This is a genomic window from Paenibacillus sp. NAIST15-1 (genome assembly GCF_001894745.1).
Classification (GTDB): Bacteria; Bacillota; Bacilli; order Paenibacillales; family Paenibacillaceae; genus Paenibacillus_B; species Paenibacillus_B suaedae.
This window is the reverse complement of record NZ_BBYF01000002.1, coordinates 1-21,836: the sequence shown is the minus strand read 5'-3', so window position 1 is coordinate 21,836 and position 21,836 is coordinate 1. Positions and strand designations below refer to the sequence as shown.

The window sequence follows — 21,836 nt, the reverse complement described above, 5'->3', positions numbered from 1 at the left end:
TGCTTGATCAAACAAAGAAAGCCGCCCCCATAAGGAGCGGCAAACCTATTATTTATTGAAATCGTAGTTCGGATTAGCCAAAATTGCATTCGTCAACTGAACGAGATCGACATCCGCAACATTGCCTGTGGAGCCCAACAAGTTTTTCAACTCATCGGTCAATTTATTTTTGTCCTCTGAATAGTTAAATCCCAAAAAACCAAGGTGCTTCAGTGTAAAATTCGTTAACTCCCCACCAATAACCTCAATCTCTTTTTCACCGCAATTTTCTTCGGTCAATGTAACCTCAGTGGTTCCGTTATCCGCGATTTTCCCTTTTGTTGCGTCAATTTTACCTTTTCCAAGACCGATTGCTTTGAACGTAAAGTGAACCAATGTACCTTTTCCGTTGATGCCATAATCTTTACCCAAACTTGCAGTAATCAATCTTACTGTATCATCGGCTACTGTTCCATTATGGAATAACCCCATATGGTCTGCCGCTTCTACCTTTACAAGCTGGAAACGCGTTTTATCATATTTCACGTTAAAATCTTCTGCGTAAATGTTCGTTGCATTGTTCAGTACAGCTTGTACAGTAAAGGTCTCATTCAGAAATACTTTGTCCTTCGCAGACTCAATATCCAGGGTCACTCCTGAAGCCTGTGGCATAGCCGAAGCTTCATTCGTTCTTGGCCCATTCCCTAAGCTGTTGAATGGAGTAACAATGTAGTAGTACGTTGTGCCGTTCACCACGTTCAAATCCGTGTAGGTAGTCTCTGTTACGCTAGCAGTGGCGATTTTCTCATATGGGCCGCCATGCGTCTTGGAACGCTCGATTGTATATCCAGTTGCATTTTTTACTGAATCCCATTTCAAGTTAACACTGTTAACAGCCCCGCTGGCAGTCAGTTCGGACTCTTCTGTCACATACCCATTGTCGTTATAGAGATTGAACTCGTAAATATCTACGGGTACACTTAAATCGTTAAACAAAATAGCCTTATATATACCGCTAGTTTGAGGAATCGAAATCAATCTTCCATCTGCTTCCTCAGCCGAAATTTTATTCAACGTTTTTCCGTTGACCGTAATATATCTTCCATTTTTATCGTAGAACCCGACATTAATGGATTTATTGGCCTTCACTCTTATAGCACTAACGGTTACAGGTTCCGTAAACGGTTTTACGATATGATCCCGGTCACCGCCTACATTACGGCCTGTCATCGCGATTTTTGTTTCTTCATTATTATCTGTAGCTTCATTAAATAGCGAACCGCCTACATTTTCGCTCGAATTGAGATACAAACTAGCTCCGTCTAATATCCCTCCACGGTAATCCACTGCTGCATAACCTTTCTGTGGTACCACCAGCAAAATTAGCATAAAAGCTAGAAATGCCAGGTACTTCTTAGATGCTTTCATCTCTCTTACCCCCATTGATTTATATTCCTCAACCATTTTAGGGAAGAAACATGAATCTGTCTAAACAATATTACCTATAAAATACAGAATTTATATTATATTCGAATATTTTTCGACATTGTTTCATTCTTTTTTCAAAAATACGTGAATCACCAATGTTCCTTTACTTTCTCCGCCCATGAAATTTATTCAACACATATATTCCGAGTGAATACGATACGATTGTCGAAACCACCATTAGAATAAATGCTCCTGTACTCATATTCTCCCCCTCTTGCTGTTAAATTTTTCTATATTCTACTTCTCCTGTTGAGTAAAATGTGCTTGTCCAACTGAAATAATGTTGAGAATTTCTCAACGTACTGCTTGTTCCCAGCCGCTCTGTTGCAAAATCACAACAAAATTTTAGGTGCCCATGCACTTTTTGCAACATGACTCATAGGATATTCTCATCTCACAACGAGGAGGAGCTTGGCATGCAGGAGCAAGAGCAGAATGCAGGAAGTGCTGAGACGGGATTATCCACCTTTCAACATTTAATTTCGAAGCGAAAAAAAGGATTTAGACGCCACGCTTTACTATTCTGGGCCTTAATGGGGCCAGGGCTTCTCACAATGATCGGCGATAATGATGCTGGCGGAGTGCTGGAGTATGTCATTACAGGGGCTCATTTCGGAATTGGGCTGTTTATTCCTTTAGTGGCTTGCCTTGCGTTGATCACCTTTACCGTTCAGGAACTGACCCTTCGCATGTGTGCGGTTACGCAGAAAGGATTCACGAAGCTTATTTTCGAGCACTTCGGACGGGGCTGGGGATTCTATCACATATTCTCCCTATTTTTCGAGAATCTGTTCACGCTCATGACCGAATTCATTGGTATGACCGCAGGCTTAGTGCTGCTTGGCATCCCATTATGGCTGAGTACACTGCTCAGCTTATTGCTGGTCATTTCGGTTGCGATCTTCACAGGATATTGGACGAAGGAACGTCTGGCACTGTTCGTTGGCGCATTGAACTTGGTATTTGTGGTCGTCACCTTCATTACTCGTCCGAGCATTTCCGATATCGGTCGCGCATTTGCCAGCTGGAATGTTCCTGAATTACTTCAGGGCAGTCTTATCTGGTATATTGTCGCCACGATCGGCAATGCTGTCGCACCGTGGATGATCTTCTTTCAGGGCAGCGCCATAATTGACAAAGGCATTACCGCCAAAGACCTGCGTCTCGCCCGCATTGACACCATTATCGGCAGCGTATGCCAAGTGTTCATAGCGATCTGCTGTATTCTAATCGGAGCCTCATTATTCGGTCAGGCAGAAATCTTGAATGAGGATAATCCGTCGACAATCATTATGGCTCTGCACGATCTGTTCGGCCCATGGGCAAGCAGCCTGTTCGGATTCGGCCTATTCAACGCAGGCTTCCTCGCAGCAATCACGATTTCCCTATCCTCCTCATGGACATTTGCAGAAGCATTCAATTGGAAACATAGCTTAAACAATAAGATAAAAGAAGCGCCGAAGTTCTATCTCGTCTATATCGGCAGTCTTGTTTTAGCTGCACTGCTTATTTTGATCCCGGATTTGCCGTTCAACTTCATCGCCGTACTCACACAAGCAATAGGCGGCATGCTGATGGTGCCGGTTCTTATCTTTATCATGATTCTAACGAACAACAAGAAGTATATGGGCGAGTATAAAAACAGCCTGTTCACAAACATATGGGGTTGGATGGTGGTTGGTGTACTTGCGAGCTTAATTGTAATGTTATTCTATGAGACATTTTGGATGTAACATTGGTAGAGTCGTTTACAGGGGGAGCAGCAGAGGTCGAATACTTATTTCCTGCCGTTGTATCGAAGTCAGGCGCAGCGGTTTTGTTACATCTCACTCAGGTTCGGATAGAGACGGGTAGAGAATTTGTAAGAGAAACCGACTTCGGGAATAGTAACTCTCGGGTGGAATCTTTCGCAGCAGATTCACGATATGAAGGATGAGGTCGTTTCTGTTTTTTTATCATATGGATGGATAAGGGGCGAGTCATATGGTTACAACGTTTCTCTCAACAGAGCAGCATAAGGACTACGTAACACTGCAATTCGGGATACACAATGTGGCAGGAGAAGATCTGGTCATTTCCTACGGCTCGCAACCGTACGAATTTATCGTCACGAATGAAGTTGGCAAGGAAGTGTACCGTTGGTCGTTGAATAAATTTTTTACCGCAGAAGTATTCGAACGAACCTTGAACAATGATGAGAAGATGAGCTATGAGGAACGATGGTCTTTTCTAGACCATGAAGACAAGCCGGTACCTAGAGGCAAATACAAGATAGAAGTAGTCTTCCTCATTCACCTGCCTGAGTTGATCGAGCCACAATCTCCTCAGTACCTGTCAATCAGCTCCGAGATCAGTACCAACATCGATAAGTAGCGGGAAGATGTATTGATTGGAATATCGAAACGATACAGTTATAGCTTGTACAACTTAACATCATAATCGCCGAATACATGTTCAATCATCTCACTGACAACATCCCAATCTCCATTCGCCAAGCCACAACCGATACCATATGGCAAAGCAACAGATAATTGGTTCTGTACTGCATATTCTCGTAACGTAGTCAGGGAGGCTCGAAGCGCCTCATAGTTCGTATATACTCTACTCTTTTGTCGGCCATATTCTAATTGACCGAACAGATTCGCTATATGTCTGGAACCTTCCTGGACGATATGACACTGGCCCAGCAACTCATCTGGACTGTTATGCTGGGAACAATACTGCTTATAGCTTGGATACAACATACTGTATTTGTCCCGCAGTGCCTTCGCAATGCCTGAGCCCATGACCCCTTGGCAGTTTACCTGATGTCCAATAATCGGTTCCTTCGCATTTAATAAATCACCTAAGATTACGTTTACTGGCATTCAGCACCTCTCCTTGTCAAGTTGACATATATGCTTTGTTCATTGAACTAAAAAACGAACCATAAGGTATGATGCATGTTGTGAATGTGAAAATACCCAACCCCAATTCTCTCCTTGAACATATTTCGATCTTTAACAAGGAGATCCCTGCTAAAATATGAATGTAGTGTCGTTCAAAAAAAGTAACCTGTCACAATGACAGGTTACTTTTGCTTCTCACTTCTATAAACAACATCCTCTAATCGTTTAACTCTACGAGGAATACTTATCAATTTGCGAATGCAATAATAAATTCCAAATAGAACTAATATCACGCCAGCAACAAACAATAATAGCTCCGGCCAATTTACCCATCCCATTACATCCACCTCCAGTTGCTGTAAAGATCTGTATCATCATTATATCAAAACTGTCAAATGGAACCAATATCCGGAATAACCAACTATATTTCAATACAAAAAAATAATCCAATAATATCCATAAATACTATATACTTGGACAATAATGTATGTTAAGATTAATCATGGTTGGCCAGCCAGAAACTGAGTTCTTTTACACCTTAGTATTTCATACACGCTACTAGGATCTACATTCAGATTCTGAAATAATGGGAGGCATGAAATATGCAGAGATTAAAGAAACTATCAGCATCGATCGCGCTGGTCGCTTGTTTAATGGTCTTTGGATCAAGTTCGTCGTTTGCACTCCATGGTTGGGGAGATACAATGAGAACAGCTAACGACATGTCAGACGGTTCTTATTACCAGTCTTGGGTACCTCTCGAAAGCTTGACTGACGAAGATTGGTATGTCTATGATAATTCCTACGGACAATGGGAACAAAATTACTATGTATTGTTGACTCCTCCATTTGGTTTGAATTTGCAACTCCAATACGTTCGAACGGATTATGATAACAATATTATCTCGATTCAATATATAAACCAAAACGGCCCGGGCTTACAAGAGTTTCATAGTGGAACCGTTAAGCCGCGAGAAAAAGCTTTTTATCGCGTAATGCCAGTTGGGCCGAACGATTTCGATCCTAATTCGAAATACAAGTTCGAGTTCAAAAAAACAATTTAAATTTACTTCTTGCAAAAGAGCTGTGGGATTCTTTCCTAACAGTTCTTTTTTATTTGTTTATTTCGAGCCCTTGCAGCATAAACGATACAAGCTTTAGATCATCTCAGGTTATATAAACTCCTCTTAGTTATTTTTAATGCTCCGACAAACAATATCTTTACACTCCGCAACATAATAATTTATCATTTTTTTCTATTTCTATCAATTAATAGTGGTTTTTGTTTAGACAATCCCTATTTATACCCGGTAATATGTCCATATATTAATCATTTAAGGAGATTCGATCTTATGAAAAAATACTTGTTGCCTGTTTTATTATCCATCTTTCTTGTATTATCATTTTCTTCAAGTGTATATGCTTCAAAAATTGGGCAAGCATCCAGCAATCCCGAGAACGGTTGGAAAAGCTTTCTGTATGACGAGTTCAACATAACGTATGAGGGACAATGGGCTGTCTGCGAAGTGTCACGCTGTACCAAAAACGTATGGCAAACGGGCGGCGCGAAGATGAAATTTAATTTCGTCGGAGAACAATTTAGATTCATTTCCTACTACTTCAGCACTGGCTCAAAGGACATCGATGTTTATATTGATGGAGTAAAAACAGACAATTTCTCACTATACGGCAATAATGACAGCACTTCGAGAATCACGTACGAAAGCCCTAGTTTGGCGTCCAAAGAACACTCCGTTGAAATCGTGAACAACACGAAAGAATACTTATATATCGTTGCTCTGGATTTGCCTGACGGCAGCACATTACAACCGTTCGATCCGAAAACACCGGAACCTAAACCAGAGCCAAAGCCCGAGCCTAAACCAGAACCGGAACCCGAACAAGGCGAAAGAGCAATTCTAGTCGTTGCCATGATAACGGGGGTAGAAAAGGAATTTGACCTGAGCATGGGAGAAGTGAACGCCTTTATCAACTAGTATGAAAATAAACAAGCCGGTTCAGGCACGGCATCCTATGCCATAAACAAGCATAACAATAACAAGGGCCCGTTCAGCAACCGCAAAGACTATGTAATTTTCGATAAAATACTAACGTTCGAAGTAAATGAGTATTCCATAAAATAATTCTGAGAGACGTAGGAAAAACCTCCACATTTGTCGAAGTATGTAGAACTATCGACGGAAAGGAGGTTATTTTTATGGATAAGTCTATAATTCTTAAACTAGTTAACGAAGTTACCGAAGAGGTTTTCGCCAAAAATAAAGACGCCCTGGAAGATGATTCTGTCTTAACAGGTAATGTTGAATTGACTGTTCGCTTATCAGCTCTGACGACAATTAAAATTCTTGAGCGCCTCGAACTTATCGATTCAGACTAGGATTTTTCTTCTATGCTTTTCAAAGCCTCCGCAACAGTTCTTTCCCAACTCTGCTTAATCGATTTCAATGATTATTTCTCTAGCTGCCCCGATTGAAGGGCAGCTAGTTCTTCCCTCGCAAACTCCCTTATTCGTTGTTCACATCCTTTGCCTCCTCTCAATCAAAAAAGGCCTCGCGTAAGCGAGACCTAAATGTTAGTGATATTGACTTATTCTTTTGTCGTAAAAGCTTCCTCGACAAGACAAATCTCCTTAATATTTTCTGCGATCATTGTATCGTATTCAGCAAGTTACTTTTCTTTGACCTTGATTGCAGATGCTTCGTCCCCTGATTCTCCTATGTTTTTTCAAGGTTGCTATTCCTTATAGGTACTTTCGAAACTTGACGTGGTCGAATTTATCAACACGCCGGAGAACCAGTTTCAATACCTTATAGGTACTTTCAAAACGGAGACAAGTGGAGAAGATCGTCCGGGATGAAATAGAGTTTCAATTCCTTATAGGTACTTTCAAAACAAATTCACCGAGCTTTGGCTCAATCAGCGGATACGTTGTTTCAATTCCTTATAGGTACTTTCAAAACCCCAAAAAGTGGCGCCACTACGCTAATAATACCAAACAGCAATTGCCCCTACAAGTCAGCTTCACTAATTTCTATTTATCTAAATACAATAAACTATCTCAAAATATCTACTTCTTACTGACGATATCTTCAATTTTCAAATTGTCGTCGATCCCCCGGAGATTTTACGCTATTGGAGGTCGACGACGATTTGTTGAAATCATACACGTAGATTCCAGCTAGCTTGTTCACCTTTTATGTAGAATCGCACTTTCTTTCTATTTTTCTATTTTAATCTTAACTATATGAACATGCAAAGCAATGGGCTAAATTCAATTAAACATACTGTTTAGTCATACACATCATTATTGTTCCGTGAAAGCTCGTCGACCAACCGAACAACTGCGACTTATATAGATGTTCTTCTAACACCTCAATATAACTTCCCCACTCCCTATTTACATTTATACCAATATATAGTATAAATGACTTACAGACTAATTGGTATATTTTAGAAGTCTAATTTCCACATCGAGGTGTTTCTATTGAAAAGAAGACTCTTTCCAACGCTTCTCGCTTCCATACTATGCTTAGCTAGTATATTAACGGGGTGTCAGAAAAACGAGGCCCCTCCATTCTCTAAAGATAAAAAGGCAGAGCTTACGATTGCGTATACGAATGAAAATGCTTTTCTAAAGCGCTACGGCAATCTATTTAATCAAGAGTACCCTAATATAAGGCTTTCTATCGTTTCCACGATTCCTCTCGTGACTAAGAAGTTATCTGTGGAGAATTGGGTTCAGCAGAACAAATTCGATATTATCTATTTGCCGCCTGATCTAGTAAAAGAAATGGCAGAACGCAACGATTTGCAAGATTTGGACTTATGGATAAAACGAGATTCCTTCCCGCTGGAAGAGTACATTCCGCAAGTCATCGAATATGCCCGCTCGATCGGAAATGGGAAACTATATGGGTTACCTCCTACCTTCTACGGACAAGCTATCGCATACAATAAAGACCTTTTCGATACGTACCATATCGAATATCCGCAAGAAGGAATGACTTGGGAGGACTTGCTCCGCTTGTCCGGTAAATTTCCCAAGGATGACGGGCTTGGCAACACGCTTATCGGTCTTGGAACCAATGATTCTTCTTCCTTTGAATTCATGCTGAAGGTCGGCTTCGGGCAAGGCCTAACCATGATGCAGGGCAATCCACCCCAAGCGACAGTCTCAAGCGACTCCTGGAAGCAAATTTGGCAGCTTACGCTTCCCTTATTGAAGAGTGGACAATTAATAAATAGCTCCGATCTCAATACGTATATGGAGGCCTTTCATGCTGGCAAGCAAGCAATGGCTGTGGTTACGTATGAAGAGTACAAGCAGTTGGCCGCCCAGAAAAAAACTACATTTCAATGGGCGCTAGCTCCATTTCCTGTTAACCCCAACCAGTCGGACAACAACGATACATTGCTAATCGACGGATTGTATGCAGTATCCGCTCAATCTACAGAGAAAGAAGCAGCTTGGGAACTGGTAAAGTTTCTTAATTCTCGCACCGTTGCGAAATGGAATTACCGCTCTTTATATGGCTTTTCCACCTTACAACATGAATTGAGCACGAATCAAGAGGAACGTGAACGACTATCTGCCATGTATGCGTCGCGGCAATCCTATCATCCCATAGGAGAAGTACCGTTTGAACTTGTAGATAAGGCGAATGCTGCAATCAAAAACATACTGGATGGCGGTCAGTCGCTGGAAGAAGCTCTGCAACAATTGCAGAACGAGGCTCAGCAGATTCCAAAGTAATTCCGATGTATGCGGATCATTCCGTTTACATATATCACATCATCCAGAATGTACAAGTGAGTCGTTACAACGTCTTGCTGGGGGTGATTCATTGTTGCACCGCAGAACTGCAGAATGGATTTGCAACAATAAATGAAGGAGATGTGAAGAATGAAAAAGAAAATTACTGTGTTGTGCCTGGTAACTGCCTTGTGTCTCGTAAGTGCAGTATCCGTATCTGCTGCCGATAAAGATCCGAAAGCATCCACGGATGCTTACATTGGCTATGTAATCGGAAACCAAAAGAAAGTGAAAGGCAAAGCCTATGCCCGGACAACCAATTCAAACATGAAAAAAATCAATGTGTTCGGCACCTTCTACGAGGGATCAACCCAAAAGGAACAAGGAACCAATTCTACGACTACCAGCGGCGATGAAACAGCATGGTACACAGGTGAATACAGTGCAACAGGTTCCTACAAGTTGAATGCATTGTCGCGTACATACTACAAGGATGGAACAGAAAGCGATCAATCATCAGCAAGCGATTCTTGGTAATAGCTAAAAAGGGTGGGCCCCCCACCCTTTTTTCCAGTTTATATTCGTTGGAGGTATCATCATGGGGAAGAACAAAGTTGCAATACTCTGTATTATACTCTCGATGCTATTATTATCAGCTTGCCAAAGCAACGTTGAGAAGCCGATAACGATCACGGTGGAGTACCCTTCACCAACCGAGTTCTACAAAAGATATGGTCATGCCTTTGAGCAAAAATCCCCTCTTATCAGCATTCAAGTTATCCCCGAGGCGAATCAGTCATCACCGGCTGATCTACGTTATATGGACAATTTATCCGCTTATAAGAAGCTTAGCGACTCAGGCGATCTGCTTAATCTTGAACCGTTTATCAAGCAAGATCCTGATGCATGGAAGAATATATCTCCGATCATGTTCGATTCCTTAAAAAGGATTTCTGGAGATCGGCTTTACGGTTTGGCGCCTACCTTTTCAAGCTACGCCATTTACTACAATAAAGATCTGTTTGCTACATACAAAATCCCGCTTCCGAAGAATCAATCCACTTGGAAAGATATCTTTGACTTGGCGACCCGCTTTCCCTTGCAGACCGATGATGGAGAACCGTTATACGGATTTAAGCCCAATTACTATGAAAATGTAGGAATCTCGCTCATTATGCGTTGGGGACAAACGGAAGGATTGCGATTCATCGATCCCGAAACCTTACAAATCCAGATGAACACACCCGCATGGAAGGCAATATGGAGTAGAACGATTGACGCGCTGCGCTCTGGACGCATCTATAAGCAAACGCAGCAAACCGAAGGTACGATGTCACTCGACCCCATCTACACAGGCAATGCCGCTATGGTGCTGCAATCCCAGGTCGCCGCTTATAATTTTGACATTAATCGTAATTTCGAGGGCGGAAAGGCTATTAATTGGGACATGGTAACTGTTCCTGTAGATCCGCGCAAGCCGGAATTCAGCGATTACTATCGCATTGAGGAAATTTACGGAATCTCAGCAGCTTCGGAGCGGCAGGAAGCAGCTTGGGAGTTGCTGAAGTGGATGATGCAAGGAGGAGCCGTGACTTCCACGGAAATCAACCACGGACTTCCGGCGCGAACCGAACTTATTGCTACCGTGAAGGGTCATGACCTATCCCCATTGACGATGCTTAAGGCTACCCCATCCAATCACAATCCTTATGATTCCGTTCATTACGATATCATCAACGCTTTCAAAAGCGTCGGGAACCAAATCGTGGAGGACGTCATTGCGAATAAACTAACCATTGAAGAAGCATTAATTCAAATCGATGAAAAAGGCCAACAGGCTGTCGATGCCGCAGCCATTGAAGTATCCAAATCCGAGGAAAATAACGGTTCAGAGTAAGGACGCTCCGCTGCAATTATGGATAATCCATATGTACAGGTAAACCAAAAAGTCGAGTATGGAGGCACTTGCAAGCCCTAACTCGACCTATTGGGTTGCCGTTTTTTTTCACCTCCTAACTCCTTTTTCCTATCAATTCGTTCAATCCTAATAGGTACGTTCAAACGAATCAGTTTCGTCTATGATGTTTTTCGTGCGTATATGAGCAATTAGTCATATAATGTAGAAAAAAGGAGGTTATTTATTTGAAGAAATTTAGTGCAATATTCTTGATTTGCGTATTAGTATTGGTAGGCTGCGGAGGTGGACAAGCATCCAAAGATGAAGCTCTAGCACTCGATTATGTCAATACATACCTAAACGGCACCGACAAAGAGGCTAAGAAAAAGTTCGTTGAAGAGAAGGTACATCCAGAAGCTATGCCGCTGTTCGCTATGGGGATAAGCCTAGAAATTCCTGAAAAGAATATGTACAAAAACCCGAAAGTTATTGAATCAGCGGAGTATGAAAAGGATGGAGAGAAAGCCACTATCGTATTGCTGTCAGGAACTGTAGACGGGAAAGATAAAGAAATGATCGTGTTAACGATGGATGGGAAAATAGGATTCGGCTTCGAGTCTGATAGCAAAAGTGAGAGTATGAAGAAAAATTATGATGAGATGCGTTCCAAGTTCAAAACTGAGCCACTGAAGTAACAAACAAGCCTCGGGCAATCCGAGGCTTTATTTTTATGGGGCAGCACCAACACGTCATTCGCACAACAAAAAAGTAAATTTAAGGTATTAATCACGCAAAATGGAATATATAAAATAAGGAGGTGGCCACCTCTCAGTTTGAAAGAAGGAGTGTTTAAATTGAAAAAAGGATTTCTTGCCGTATCATTGTCCCTGTTTTTGGCCATTGCTTTAATCGTGCTTCCTTTCTCCGGCACTAATGTAGATGCTAAAGGGGTAAGTGGCTCAATCACGATCAACAAAGAGACCTATAAATATATCGAAGAATCTTTCGGAAAAAATCGAGGGATTACATTCAATCCAGGCCAGCATACTTACAAAATAACCCCGAATCCTCACGACAATCCCAAATACAACAAAAAACAAGAGCAGTTTTATGAGGAAATCGCAAAAGGCGTTAAAACTCTTGTAGAAAAATCAGGCTGGAAAGATACGCTCAGCAACATTACAGCTCTGGGTGAAACCTATACATTAGCTCCACGCTAAAATAGTTCTGCAAGAATACAACATGTTGTATCCCACAGTACCTTGTCTTACCCATCTTCAATGTATTCCCAAACATACACTTAATCTAATAGAAGCATCCCGAGCCCTTGTTAAGACATGGGCTCTTTCCTTTTTGTCCCCCTCCAATATCAATAACTCCTTTATGCTGCACCCAAAATATGCACTAAGCCCTGCAAAACGCCTAGCTTGGCTTTTTTCGGAATGTCATTAGGCCTGCAACCTAGAATGGTTATGAATGTTTGTTTTTCGCTGGCAATCCTGCTGATTATAGGGCTACAACCCACACAACGAAGGACTGAACAGAATATAAAAAAATGGGACTAATGATAAAGGGAGTGGTACCATGTCAGCAGCCAGGCTAAAAAAGTTTGTCGGTAAATATGTGTTCGTACGTATTAAGGGCCAAAATAAAGGGTTTCCTTCCTTTGTACAAGAGGTAGTCGTCAGACAAGGGAGAGGTTGGATTACACTGTGGAAATGTTTTAAGTGTGCAGGTCCCGTTCAAATTCTTTATCGAACGAACCAAATTGCCAGCATTCGTATTGTCCATGATCCTTTGTCAGAGAATAAATGCAATAGCAGCAGAGGAACAAGAAAGCAAAAATAAAACCATCGCCGTTCTAGATAGAGTTTATTCGGGTTAATCTTTTGAGACCTCGGTATTTCCGACTGGAAAGACCGGGGTCTTTGTGTAAAGTGCACCGTTTAAAGGAAACCCTCATATCTACTTGACTTTGCAGTTCCCACACTTCTTGAAGCCATTGCATCAATCCTCCTCTATATGAATCTGTTATTGCCATTTCAATTAAAATAACCCCAATATGTTAAGCTTACTATCGGGGTTACTAAAAATTATTGATTCTTTCTTTTTTCCTGACGTGATTGCATTTGCACAATGTATGTATCAAGTTGTTGGCTGATTCGTATTACTTCTTCGTCTGCAAAGCCACCTTTAATCTGAACAATCTCTGTAAGCTTCTTCCTAAGCTAATTTATTTTATGCTCCAATGAATCTATAACGCTCACCTCACGTACACTATCTCTCCCTGAGTATAATGCACGTTCCAGTAAGAAATGTGAGAAAATACCACTGTTTCACTTTGTCGAAAAATGAAAAAGAGCATCAAAGGATGCTCCCAACATTACCACGGATATATGCTACCTGATCGCCAGGGAGTGCCGCTACTGTTGTTAGTTGTCAAAAGTATGTTTACTGGATAGGCTACTAGAAGCTCCATATAGAATAGCTGTTTTAAACCGAGGCAATCGACGTATCTATAACAGTTTTAAGGGTGTTATTTTATTAATAAGGAATAATAGACCCAGTGTCACCTGTCAATGCAACTACCGTTACTATTAGAGTAGTGTATAGGAAACCTTGAAGACAGATTTTTGTAATTAAATTTTTCATACTCATTCATCCTCCATCAAGTAATTTCTGAGATTTTCAAGTGTTTGTCCCATCATAGGAATATTATTTTTTATATGTATATGAATAATTGTGTTTAAACATTCCTTCTCTTTGTTGATATCTTTGATCTTCGAAAAGCACATTAGACCTTCCATCAAATGGTTAATACTGTTGTCGATGTCGCCTATAGCCGAAAAATACTCCCCAAGAATCCGTTGATATTCCCCATACCCATAATAAGTTAATGGATTCTCTTTATCTAAGATAGATGAATTTATTCTGCTGCTTTCTATTAAAGCTTTAGCTTCGTCAAAATTCTTTTGTTCTAAGTACAATTGTAAAAGATGCCTTGTTGCGCCAAGGATAAAAGTGTCGCTGCATGTCTCACGGAATGCTCGAAGCTCTTTAATAGCTTTATCTGTATTCCCTTTTACGGCATTGTACAGAGCTTCCATAAACACAGTATGCTCTTGTGAGTTCGGGTAATTAAATTGCTTATACTGTAACGAGTAAAGTTCTGATTCTTCATATTTGCCAAGAGCAAAATTCGCATCCCTAAGAACCCAAAGTGCGTTTATTTTATAGGGGCTTTCAGCACTATTTAACGCCAGTAGCTTCTTACAGTGTTCGATACCCTCATGATACAATTTCAGATTATACGCCTGAATTCCTAATTTATAGTATAGCTCGATCCGCTCTTGTTGGGATAAGAAATCAGCATAATTAAGAATATATTTTCCGTTGTAATAGGTTTCCTTCAGCCTGCTTAAGTCGTAACGTTCAATCAAGTACTGTTTATATAATCCTTTTGCTATATAGGGCATAATTCCGTGTGAGCGTGAGTAGTCGATGATGAGGTTATACAATGACAATTTAATGGAGTTATCTTCTATGGAGTTGATTTGTTGATACAGCTTTTCGGTTAAATCTAAGCTGTCTTCATTCAGAGATTCAAGGTATTTTGTTGCAACTTTCCGAATAAGGTCAATGTCTTCGCATTGTCGTACTGTAGCTACTTAGCAATGTTTCAGCTCTTTTTTCGATTTCAGCATAATAATCAACCAATGTTTCAAAAGGAATATTCAATGTCATTGCCAATGGACGTACACTCGAAAACTCTGGACGCTTTACTTCGCCATTCTCAATTCTTGAAATCGTACCTCTTGAAACACCTGATAGTTCTGACAATTGAGTGATCGTCATATTTAATGAGCGCCTTGTATCTTGGATTAGTTCACCGATTGTTGTAATGATCGTTGCGTCCAATATCATCCCTCCTTCTCATCAAATAACCACCTACATTTTACCATGTCGTATATATATTGTAAATTTAATGATATTACGAGGAAACACATGAAAAGGAGCAAGAATTATCTCGCTCCTTTGTTTTTAGACGGCTGAAGCATCGAGAAATAAACAGAAACCTGTTTCTCAACCCTTTCTACAAGTCGAACCACTCCTAATTGCGCTACATTACCGCTCCCCATTTAGCCATCCTAATTTCAATTCCTCATAGGTACGTTAGAAACTCCTCTGGTACAACCACAACGATCAGCCGGATAGAAAATTTCAATTCCTCATAGGTACATTACAAACTTCAGACGTTGTAATCCCAGATGGTAGACATACGGGAAGATTTCAATTCCTCAAAACTACGGCCATGAAGAATGCACACACAGCGGAGATGAATTTCAATTCCTCATAGGTACATTACAAACCGGCATAGGCGCAGCGATCGGGGTCTTTTTTGCAAATTTCAATTCCTCATAGGTACATTACAAACGAAGGCAAGAAGGTTTTCGTGACGGAGGTTGTAGCAGAATTTCAATTCCTCATAGGTACATTACAAACCCCGTTAAAAGCCCGCTCTTATAGCAATTCTTAAAAACAAAATAAACCTGAACAGAAAGAATCCAACACCAATGTACCACACTTTTCCTTGTTGTCATAGGCTTTATAGTAAAAATCATTTGTCGTCGATCCCCCGGGGTTTTTGTGCTATTGGAGGTCGACGACAACATTCAAAAATAAAAATCGTTCCCGGTATAGTCAATTGATAAGTTTATAAAAGCGTTCGTCTTGGAAAAATTAACATTCGGAATTGATATTTTATGTTAAATTTCATTTTCCCTTATCACGTTCAAAATCTCGCAACCGCTACACGCTTTTTATTTCATCCCCTGAATTCAATCCTCACAAGTATTTTCAATCGTAATCATGAAGCATATATTTGAACCATTTCTTTTATTTCATTCCATATAGGTACGCTACAAACGCAATAAACCCGGATAGTTTTAAGAGTCACCCTAAATAATTTCAATTCCTTATAGGTACGTTACAAACCCGTTAAAAGCCCACTGTTACAGCAATCCTTAAAATCAAAATAAACCTGAACAGAAAGAATCCAACACCAATGTACCACACTTTTCCTTGACGTGATAGGCTCCTCAGTAAAATTCAATTGTCGTCGATCCCCTGAATCATTTTTTTATCATGTGCTGAAAATATAAATGAAACATACGGTGATTCAAATTCTAAAGTAGAAGAGTCTCTGTCTAGCTTGTATGATCCATTCAGTCTGGAAAAAGTAAACATGCGGAACTGGCGCTTTCCTCGTTGATAGCCCGTATTATGCAAAAAGTCCCAGTATCCATCATCCCTAATACTATGATAAATAAGGCCATTCTTGATGATTTATAGGTACGGTAAGTTTTCCGTCAAAGGTTAATGTAATTTTGATTCTCTATATCTTGTCCCCCTTTGGGTGAATATCGATACTATTGATCGATTTTTTTAAATTTTCCGTTTGAATTGCTACTAGCCTAAAATCTCTAAATACCGAAAGCTGATCCGTTACATTTCATTTCCTCGATCACGTTCAATATCAACGATTGGTAAAAACTTACCTTTGAAATCATTCCTCATAGGTACATACAAACGGACGCCATTTCTATGGCGGATCGCTTCGATTTCGGATTTCAATTCCTCATAGGTACATTACAAACCCAGATTACATAGCTATGGAACCATCTGACGAGGAATTTCAATTCCTCATAGGTACGTTACAAACTGGCATAAAATCCCCTTCATATCACCCTAACTGCAAATTTCAATTCCTCATAGGTACGTTACAAACGAAGGATACCTCGCTCTGTACACTTGTGCAACAGATTCATTTCAATTCCTCATAGGTACGTTACAAACCTAGAGCCGTACAGCATCGATGAACAATTCGTCGATGATTTCAATTCCTCATAGGTACGTTACAAACGGATAGAACATATTTAAGTAACAGAATTGAAGAATGCCAGTTTCAATTCCTTATAGGTACGTTACAAACCCGTTAAAAGCCCACTGTTATTGCATTTTTTGAAACCAAAATAACCCTAATAAGAAAGAAGCCAACACCAATGTACCACACTTTTCCTTGACGTGATAGGCTTCTCAGTAAAATTCAATTATCGTCGATCCCCCGGGGTTTTTACGCTATTGGGGGTCGACGACAACATTCCAAACAGTAATCTTGCCGAGTATAGGGTAATCCCTTCACCAACATACAGCAAGTTTACAATCCATCCCTGAGGTTTCGGACAATCTCATAAAGCCCATGCCCGTTAGAATTCTTAGCGCCGAGTCCCACATCATAGGTTAATTGAATCAAATCTAAATCGCCTTCTAATAAGAAATCTCCTGTCCATCCTTTAATCAATGTTGACTTAAACTTAGATGTTATTGGCTTAATTCGTTCCCGATGAAGAGGAGTCAGCAAAAGCGGTTTTTCGACCGCCAAAGGCTTTCCATGGAAAGCTTCGTATTTTTTGAGCGCGTTTGCTTGGATTAGCTGACTGAATTCCTCTTCCAAAGGCGAATAAAAATATGTCTTTTTCTTATCGTCAAGCTGAAATGTACTGTACATAGTAACAGGCGTGAGAAAGCGTATTTGCATTTTCTCGCTGACGGTTTCATGAATTTGATCAATAGAAACAACCTTAACTTGACTGCTGCCCAAACGTAAATCGTCTCTTATTATTAAAGATGATACCAATTCCTGAATCAATTTTTTATCATATGCTGAAAATATAAATGAAACATTTGGTGATTCAAATTCTAAAGTAGAAGAGTCTCTGTCTAGCTTGTATGATCCATTCAATCTGGAAAAAGTAAACATGCGAAATTGGCGTTTTCCTCGTTGATAGCCCGTATTATGCAAAAAGTCCCGGTATTCATCATCCCTTATACTATGATAAATAAGGCCATGAAGCCATTCTTGATGATTTATAGGTACGGTAAGTTTTCCGTCAAAGGTTAATGTAATTTTGATTCTCAATATCTTGTCCCCCTTTGGGTGAATATCGATACTATCGATATTTTTTAATTTTCCATTTACGTTTGAATTGCTACTAGCCTAAAATCTCTAAGTACCGAAAGCTGATCCGTTACATTTCATTTCCTCGATCACGTTCAATATCAACGATTGGTAAAAATAACTTGCCTTTGAAATCATTCCTCATAGGTACGTTACAAACAATGTCCGGTATTGATATGAATGCCTTCACAGATTCCGTGTTTCAATTCCTTATAGGTACGTTACAAACCATATTTGACGGCCTAAAGGAAGCGGGAGTAATCGGGTTTCAATTCCTTATAGGTACGTTACAAACTTTGGTCAAACCGTCAGAATTGTATCCATTCTCAAGTTTCAATTCCTTATAGGTACGTTACAAACGCCCCCTAGATGCTTATCTATTTCTATACTTCTTAGGAGGTTTCAATTCCTTATAGGTACGTTACAAACCCGTTAAAAGCCCACTGTTATAGCTTTTGTTGAAACCAAAATAACCCTAATAAGAAAGAAGCCAACACCAATGTACCACACTTTTCCTTGACGTGATAGGCTTCTCAGTAAAATTCAATTGTCGTCGATCCCCCGGGGTTTTTACGCTATTGGGGGTCGACGACAACATTGCAAACAATAATTCTTGCCAAGTATAGGGTAATCCCTTCACCAACATACAGCAAGTTTACAATCAATTCCTGAGGTTTCGGACTATCTCATAAAGTCCATGTCCGTTAGAATTCTTAGCGCCGAGTCCCACATCATAGGTTAATTGAATCAAATCTAAATCGCCTTCCAATAAGAAATCTCCTGTCCATCCTTTAATCAATGTTGACTTAAACTTAGATGTTATTGGCTTAATTCGTTCCCGATGAAGAGGAGTCAGCAAAAGCGGTTTTTCGACAGCCAAAGGTTTACCATGGAAAGCTTCGTATTTTTTGAGCGCGTTTGCTTGGATTAGCTGACTAAATTCCTCTTCCAATGGCGAATAAAAATATGTCTTTTTCTTATCGTCAAGCTGAAATGTACTGTACATAGTAACAGGCGTGAGAAAACGTATTTGCATTTTCTCGCTGACGGTTTCATGAATTTGATCAATAGAAACAACCTTAACTTGACTGCTGCCCAAACGAAGATCATCTCTTATTATTAAAGATGATACCAATTCCTGAATCAATTTTTTATCATATGCTGAAAATATAAATGAAACATTTGGTGATTCAAATTCTAAAGTAGAAGAGTCTCTATCTAGCTTGTATGATCCATTCAGTCTGGAAAAAGTAAACATGCGGAACTGACGTTTTCCTCTCCCGGTATTCATCATCTCTGATACTATGATAAATAAGGCCATGAAGCCATTCTTGATGATTTATAGGTACGGTAAGTTTTCCGTCAAAGGTTAATGTAATTTTGATTCTCAATATCTTGTCCCCCTTTGGGTAAATATCGATACTATCAAAGGTACAATACAACATTCAAGCCGAAACATGGACGTGATGAAATCAGGTCGTATTTCTATTCCTCATAGGTACGTTACAAACTCAAGCTCAAACTGGATAGTAGCCCCTGCTACAAGTGGGTTTCAATTCCTCATAGGTACGTTACAAACACTCCCGAATTTGTCTACTGCTCGTACAAAAAAACGAGTTTCAATTCCTCATAGGTACGTTATAAACCCGTGAAAAGCCTGCTGTTACAGCGTTTTCTGAAATTAATATAAATCTCAATTAAAAAGAAACAACATCAATGCACCATACTTTCCCTTGATGTTCATAGGTTTCGCGACAAAATTCAGTTGTCGTCGATCCCCCGGGATTTTTACGCTATTGGGGGTCGACGGCAACATTTAAAAATAAAGATAGTTCCCGGTATAGTAAATAGAAAAGTTTTCTTCTATTCATCAATTTATAGCAAGTTCATTACCAATCCCTGAGGGATCAATTCATAAAATTCAAAAGCCGTATAATTTCTAACAATTTATACAAACCGTTAGTCTCGGTAAAATTAACATCCCGAATTGACATTTGTTAAGCTTCATTTTCCTCTATCACATTAATAATCTTGTAACCGACACACGCTTCTCATTCCCATGTCCTTAATCCAATCCTCATGAATATTTTCAAACGTAACCATGAGAGCTTATATTTGAAGCATTTCTCTTATTTCATTCCTTATAGGTACGTTACAAACGGCGCTAGGTTCGGAGCAACGTTCTAGCAGGGGAGTTTCAATTCCTTATAGGTTCGTTACAAACATAACGGAGCTTGATCAGGCGCGAATCTCTGACATGAGTTTCAATTCCTCATAGGTACATTACAAACTGGAGATTAACAGCCAAGGTATCCCCCAAAAATCTAGATTTCAATTCCTCATAGGTACGTTACAAACTAAAAAAGAAAGCGAAAAATGTGTCCTGATCTATCGAGTTTCAATTCCTAATAGGTACGTTACAAACCCGTGAAAAGCCTGCTGTTACAGCGTTTTTCTGAAATTATTATAAATCTTAATTGAAAAGAAACAACATCAATGTACCATACTTTCCCTTGATGTCATAGGTTTCGCGACAAAATTCGTTGTCGTCGATCCCCCGGGTTTTTTACGCTATTCGGGGTCGACGACAACATTTAAAAATAAAGATCGTCCGGTATAGTAAATTGAAAAGTTTCCTTTATATTAATCAATTTACAGCAAGTTCATTACCAATCCCTGAGGGATCAATCACTTCACAAAATTCTTAGGCGTATAATTTCTGACAATTTATACAAACCGTTAGTCTTGGTAAAATTAACAACCTGAATTGAATATTTTATGTTAAGTTTCATTTTCCTCTATCACGTTCAAAATCTCGCAACCGCTACACGTTTTTATTTCATCCCCTGAATTCAATCCTCATAAGTATTTTCAAACGTAACCATGAAGCATATAATTGAACCATTTCTTTTATTTCATTCCATATAGGTACTTTACAAATAACTTCCGATAAGCACCAAAGAAATTGGCATGATATAATTTCAATTCCTTATAGGTACGTTACAAACGCCGATAGAGTCGGTATCATGTCGTAATGAGTTGAATAGTTTCAATTCCTTATAGGTACGTTACAAACGAAAGATAGATCGAAAGGTGTCTGCGAGATGTGCGGGTTTCAATTCCTTATAGGTACGTTACAAACCCGTTAAAAGCCCACTGTTATAGCTTTTGTTGAAACCAAAATAACCCTAATAAGAAAGAAGCCAACACCAATGTACCACACTTTTCCTTGACGTGATAGGCTTCTCAGTAAAATTCAATTGTCGTCGATCCCCCGGTTTTTTTACGCTATTGGGGGTCGACGACAATATTGCAAACAATAATTCTTACCGAATATAGGGTAATCCCTTCACCAACATACAGCAAGTTTACAATCCATCCCTGAGGTTTCGGACTACCTCATAAAGCCCATGCCCGTTAGAATTTTTAGCGCCAAGTCCCACATCATAGGTTAATTGAATCAAATCTAAATCGCCTTCCAATAAGAAATCTCCTGTCCATCCTTTAATCAATGTTGACTTAAACTTAGATGTTATTGGCTTAATTCGTTCCCGATGAAGAGGAGTCAGCAAAAGCGGTTTTTCGACCGCCAAAGGCTTTCCATGGAAAGCTTCGTATTTTTTGAGCGCGTTTGCTTGGATTAGCTGACTGAATTCCTCTTCCAAAGGCGAATAAAAATATGTCTTTTTCTTATCGTCAAGCTGAAATGTACTGTACATAGTAACAGGCGTGAGAAAGCGTATTTGCATTTTCTCGCTGACGGTTTCATGAATTTGATCAATAGAAACAACC

At 39.8% G+C, this 21,836-nt stretch carries 16 protein-coding genes, 2 pseudogenes and 2 CRISPR repeat arrays; of the genes and pseudogenes, 10 read left to right on the top strand and 8 right to left on the bottom strand.

The features are described 5' to 3' along the window. Positions 1-48: 48 nt before the first annotated feature. Positions 49-1,407 (bottom strand): cohesin domain-containing protein, encoded by a 1,359-nt coding sequence (locus PBN151_RS03795; protein ID WP_072727786.1) that lies wholly within the window; start codon positions 1,405-1,407, stop codon positions 49-51. Positions 1,408-1,883: 476 nt separating this feature from the next. Between PBN151_RS03795 and PBN151_RS03790 the strand changes: the two genes are divergently transcribed. Both PBN151_RS03790 and PBN151_RS03785 read left to right on the top strand, forming a co-directional pair. Continuing rightward, complete coding sequence (locus tag PBN151_RS03790) at positions 1,884-3,200, top strand: NRAMP family divalent metal transporter (RefSeq protein WP_072727785.1); 1,317 nt, start codon at positions 1,884-1,886, stop codon at positions 3,198-3,200. Positions 3,201-3,450: 250 nt separating this feature from the next. Next, a complete protein-coding gene (locus PBN151_RS03785) occupies positions 3,451-3,840 on the top strand; it encodes a BsuPI-related putative proteinase inhibitor (RefSeq protein ID WP_072727784.1) in 390 nt (129 codons plus the stop codon). 38 nt (positions 3,841-3,878) lie between these two features. Here the strand turns inward: PBN151_RS03785 and PBN151_RS03780 are convergent, their stop codons facing one another. Then, complete coding sequence (locus tag PBN151_RS03780) at positions 3,879-4,334, bottom strand: macro domain-containing protein (RefSeq protein ID WP_072727783.1); 456 nt, start codon at positions 4,332-4,334, stop codon at positions 3,879-3,881. 623 nt (positions 4,335-4,957) lie between these two features. On the opposite strand from PBN151_RS03780, the gene PBN151_RS03775 reads away from it, so the two are divergent. The 8 genes and pseudogenes from PBN151_RS03775 to PBN151_RS03740 all read left to right on the top strand — a co-directional run bounded on the left by PBN151_RS03775 (position 4,958) and on the right by PBN151_RS03740 (position 12,246). Then, positions 4,958-5,419 carry a hypothetical protein gene (locus PBN151_RS03775; RefSeq protein WP_021262189.1) on the top strand — a complete coding sequence of 154 codons (462 nt, stop codon included), beginning with the start codon at positions 4,958-4,960 and terminating at the stop codon, positions 5,417-5,419. 825 nt (positions 5,420-6,244) lie between these two features. Next, positions 6,245-6,499, top strand: a pseudogene (locus tag PBN151_RS32625) (bacterial surface protein); the annotation flags it as partial. A gap of 74 nt (positions 6,500-6,573) precedes the next feature. Continuing rightward, the gene (locus PBN151_RS03765; RefSeq protein ID WP_072727782.1) at positions 6,574-6,753 is read left to right on the top strand and encodes a hypothetical protein; all 180 of its coding nucleotides are present in this window, start codon (positions 6,574-6,576) and stop codon (positions 6,751-6,753) included. A gap of 1,098 nt (positions 6,754-7,851) precedes the next feature. Continuing rightward, entirely contained in the window at positions 7,852-9,129 is a 1,278-nt protein-coding gene (locus tag PBN151_RS03760; RefSeq protein ID WP_227774372.1) for an ABC transporter substrate-binding protein, read from the top strand. 150 nt (positions 9,130-9,279) lie between these two features. Next, entirely contained in the window at positions 9,280-9,666 is a 387-nt protein-coding gene (locus PBN151_RS03755; RefSeq protein WP_072727780.1) for a hypothetical protein, read from the top strand. Between the two features lie 61 nt (positions 9,667-9,727). Then, positions 9,728-11,026, top strand: coding sequence for an ABC transporter substrate-binding protein (locus tag PBN151_RS03750; RefSeq protein ID WP_072727779.1), 1,299 nt, complete (start codon positions 9,728-9,730; stop codon positions 11,024-11,026). 245 nt (positions 11,027-11,271) lie between these two features. After that, positions 11,272-11,721 (top strand): hypothetical protein, encoded by a 450-nt coding sequence (locus PBN151_RS03745; protein WP_072727778.1) that lies wholly within the window; start codon positions 11,272-11,274, stop codon positions 11,719-11,721. 159 nt (positions 11,722-11,880) lie between these two features. Continuing rightward, positions 11,881-12,246, top strand: a complete 366-nt coding sequence (locus PBN151_RS03740; protein WP_072728467.1) for a hypothetical protein — start codon at positions 11,881-11,883, stop codon at positions 12,244-12,246. An 873-nt stretch (positions 12,247-13,119) separates the two neighbouring features. Here the strand turns inward: PBN151_RS03740 and PBN151_RS03730 are convergent. The 6 genes and pseudogenes from PBN151_RS03730 to cas6 (PBN151_RS03710) all read right to left on the bottom strand — a co-directional run. After that, positions 13,120-13,242, bottom strand: a pseudogene (locus tag PBN151_RS03730) (Spo0E family sporulation regulatory protein-aspartic acid phosphatase); the annotation flags it as partial. Between the two features lie 438 nt (positions 13,243-13,680). Further along, on the bottom strand, positions 13,681-14,550 hold the full coding sequence (locus PBN151_RS03725; protein ID WP_227774369.1) for a tetratricopeptide repeat protein: 870 nt from the start codon (positions 14,548-14,550) through the stop codon (positions 13,681-13,683). Between the two features lie 112 nt (positions 14,551-14,662). Beyond that, positions 14,663-14,944 (bottom strand): helix-turn-helix domain-containing protein, encoded by a 282-nt coding sequence (locus PBN151_RS31750; protein ID WP_227774366.1) that lies wholly within the window; start codon positions 14,942-14,944, stop codon positions 14,663-14,665. 1,708 nt (positions 14,945-16,652) lie between these two features. Beyond that, a CRISPR array of direct repeats spans positions 16,653-17,018; the repeat unit is 30 nt; unit sequence GTTTCAATTCCTTATAGGTACGTTACAAAC. Between the two features lie 225 nt (positions 17,019-17,243). Further along, positions 17,244-18,005 carry a CRISPR-associated endoribonuclease Cas6 gene (gene cas6 / locus PBN151_RS03720; RefSeq protein WP_072727776.1) on the bottom strand — a complete coding sequence of 254 codons (762 nt, stop codon included), beginning with the start codon at positions 18,003-18,005 and terminating at the stop codon, positions 17,244-17,246. A gap of 168 nt (positions 18,006-18,173) precedes the next feature. Then, a CRISPR array of direct repeats spans positions 18,174-18,473; the repeat unit is 30 nt; unit sequence GTTTCAATTCCTTATAGGTACGTTACAAAC. A 232-nt stretch (positions 18,474-18,705) separates the two neighbouring features. Continuing rightward, a complete protein-coding gene (gene cas6 / locus PBN151_RS03715; protein ID WP_072727775.1) occupies positions 18,706-19,365 on the bottom strand; it encodes a CRISPR-associated endoribonuclease Cas6 in 660 nt (219 codons plus the stop codon). Positions 19,366-21,412: 2,047 nt separating this feature from the next. Next, on the bottom strand, positions 21,413-21,836 hold a 424-nt coding region (gene cas6, locus PBN151_RS03710; RefSeq protein WP_072727774.1), incomplete at its 5' end, for a CRISPR-associated endoribonuclease Cas6.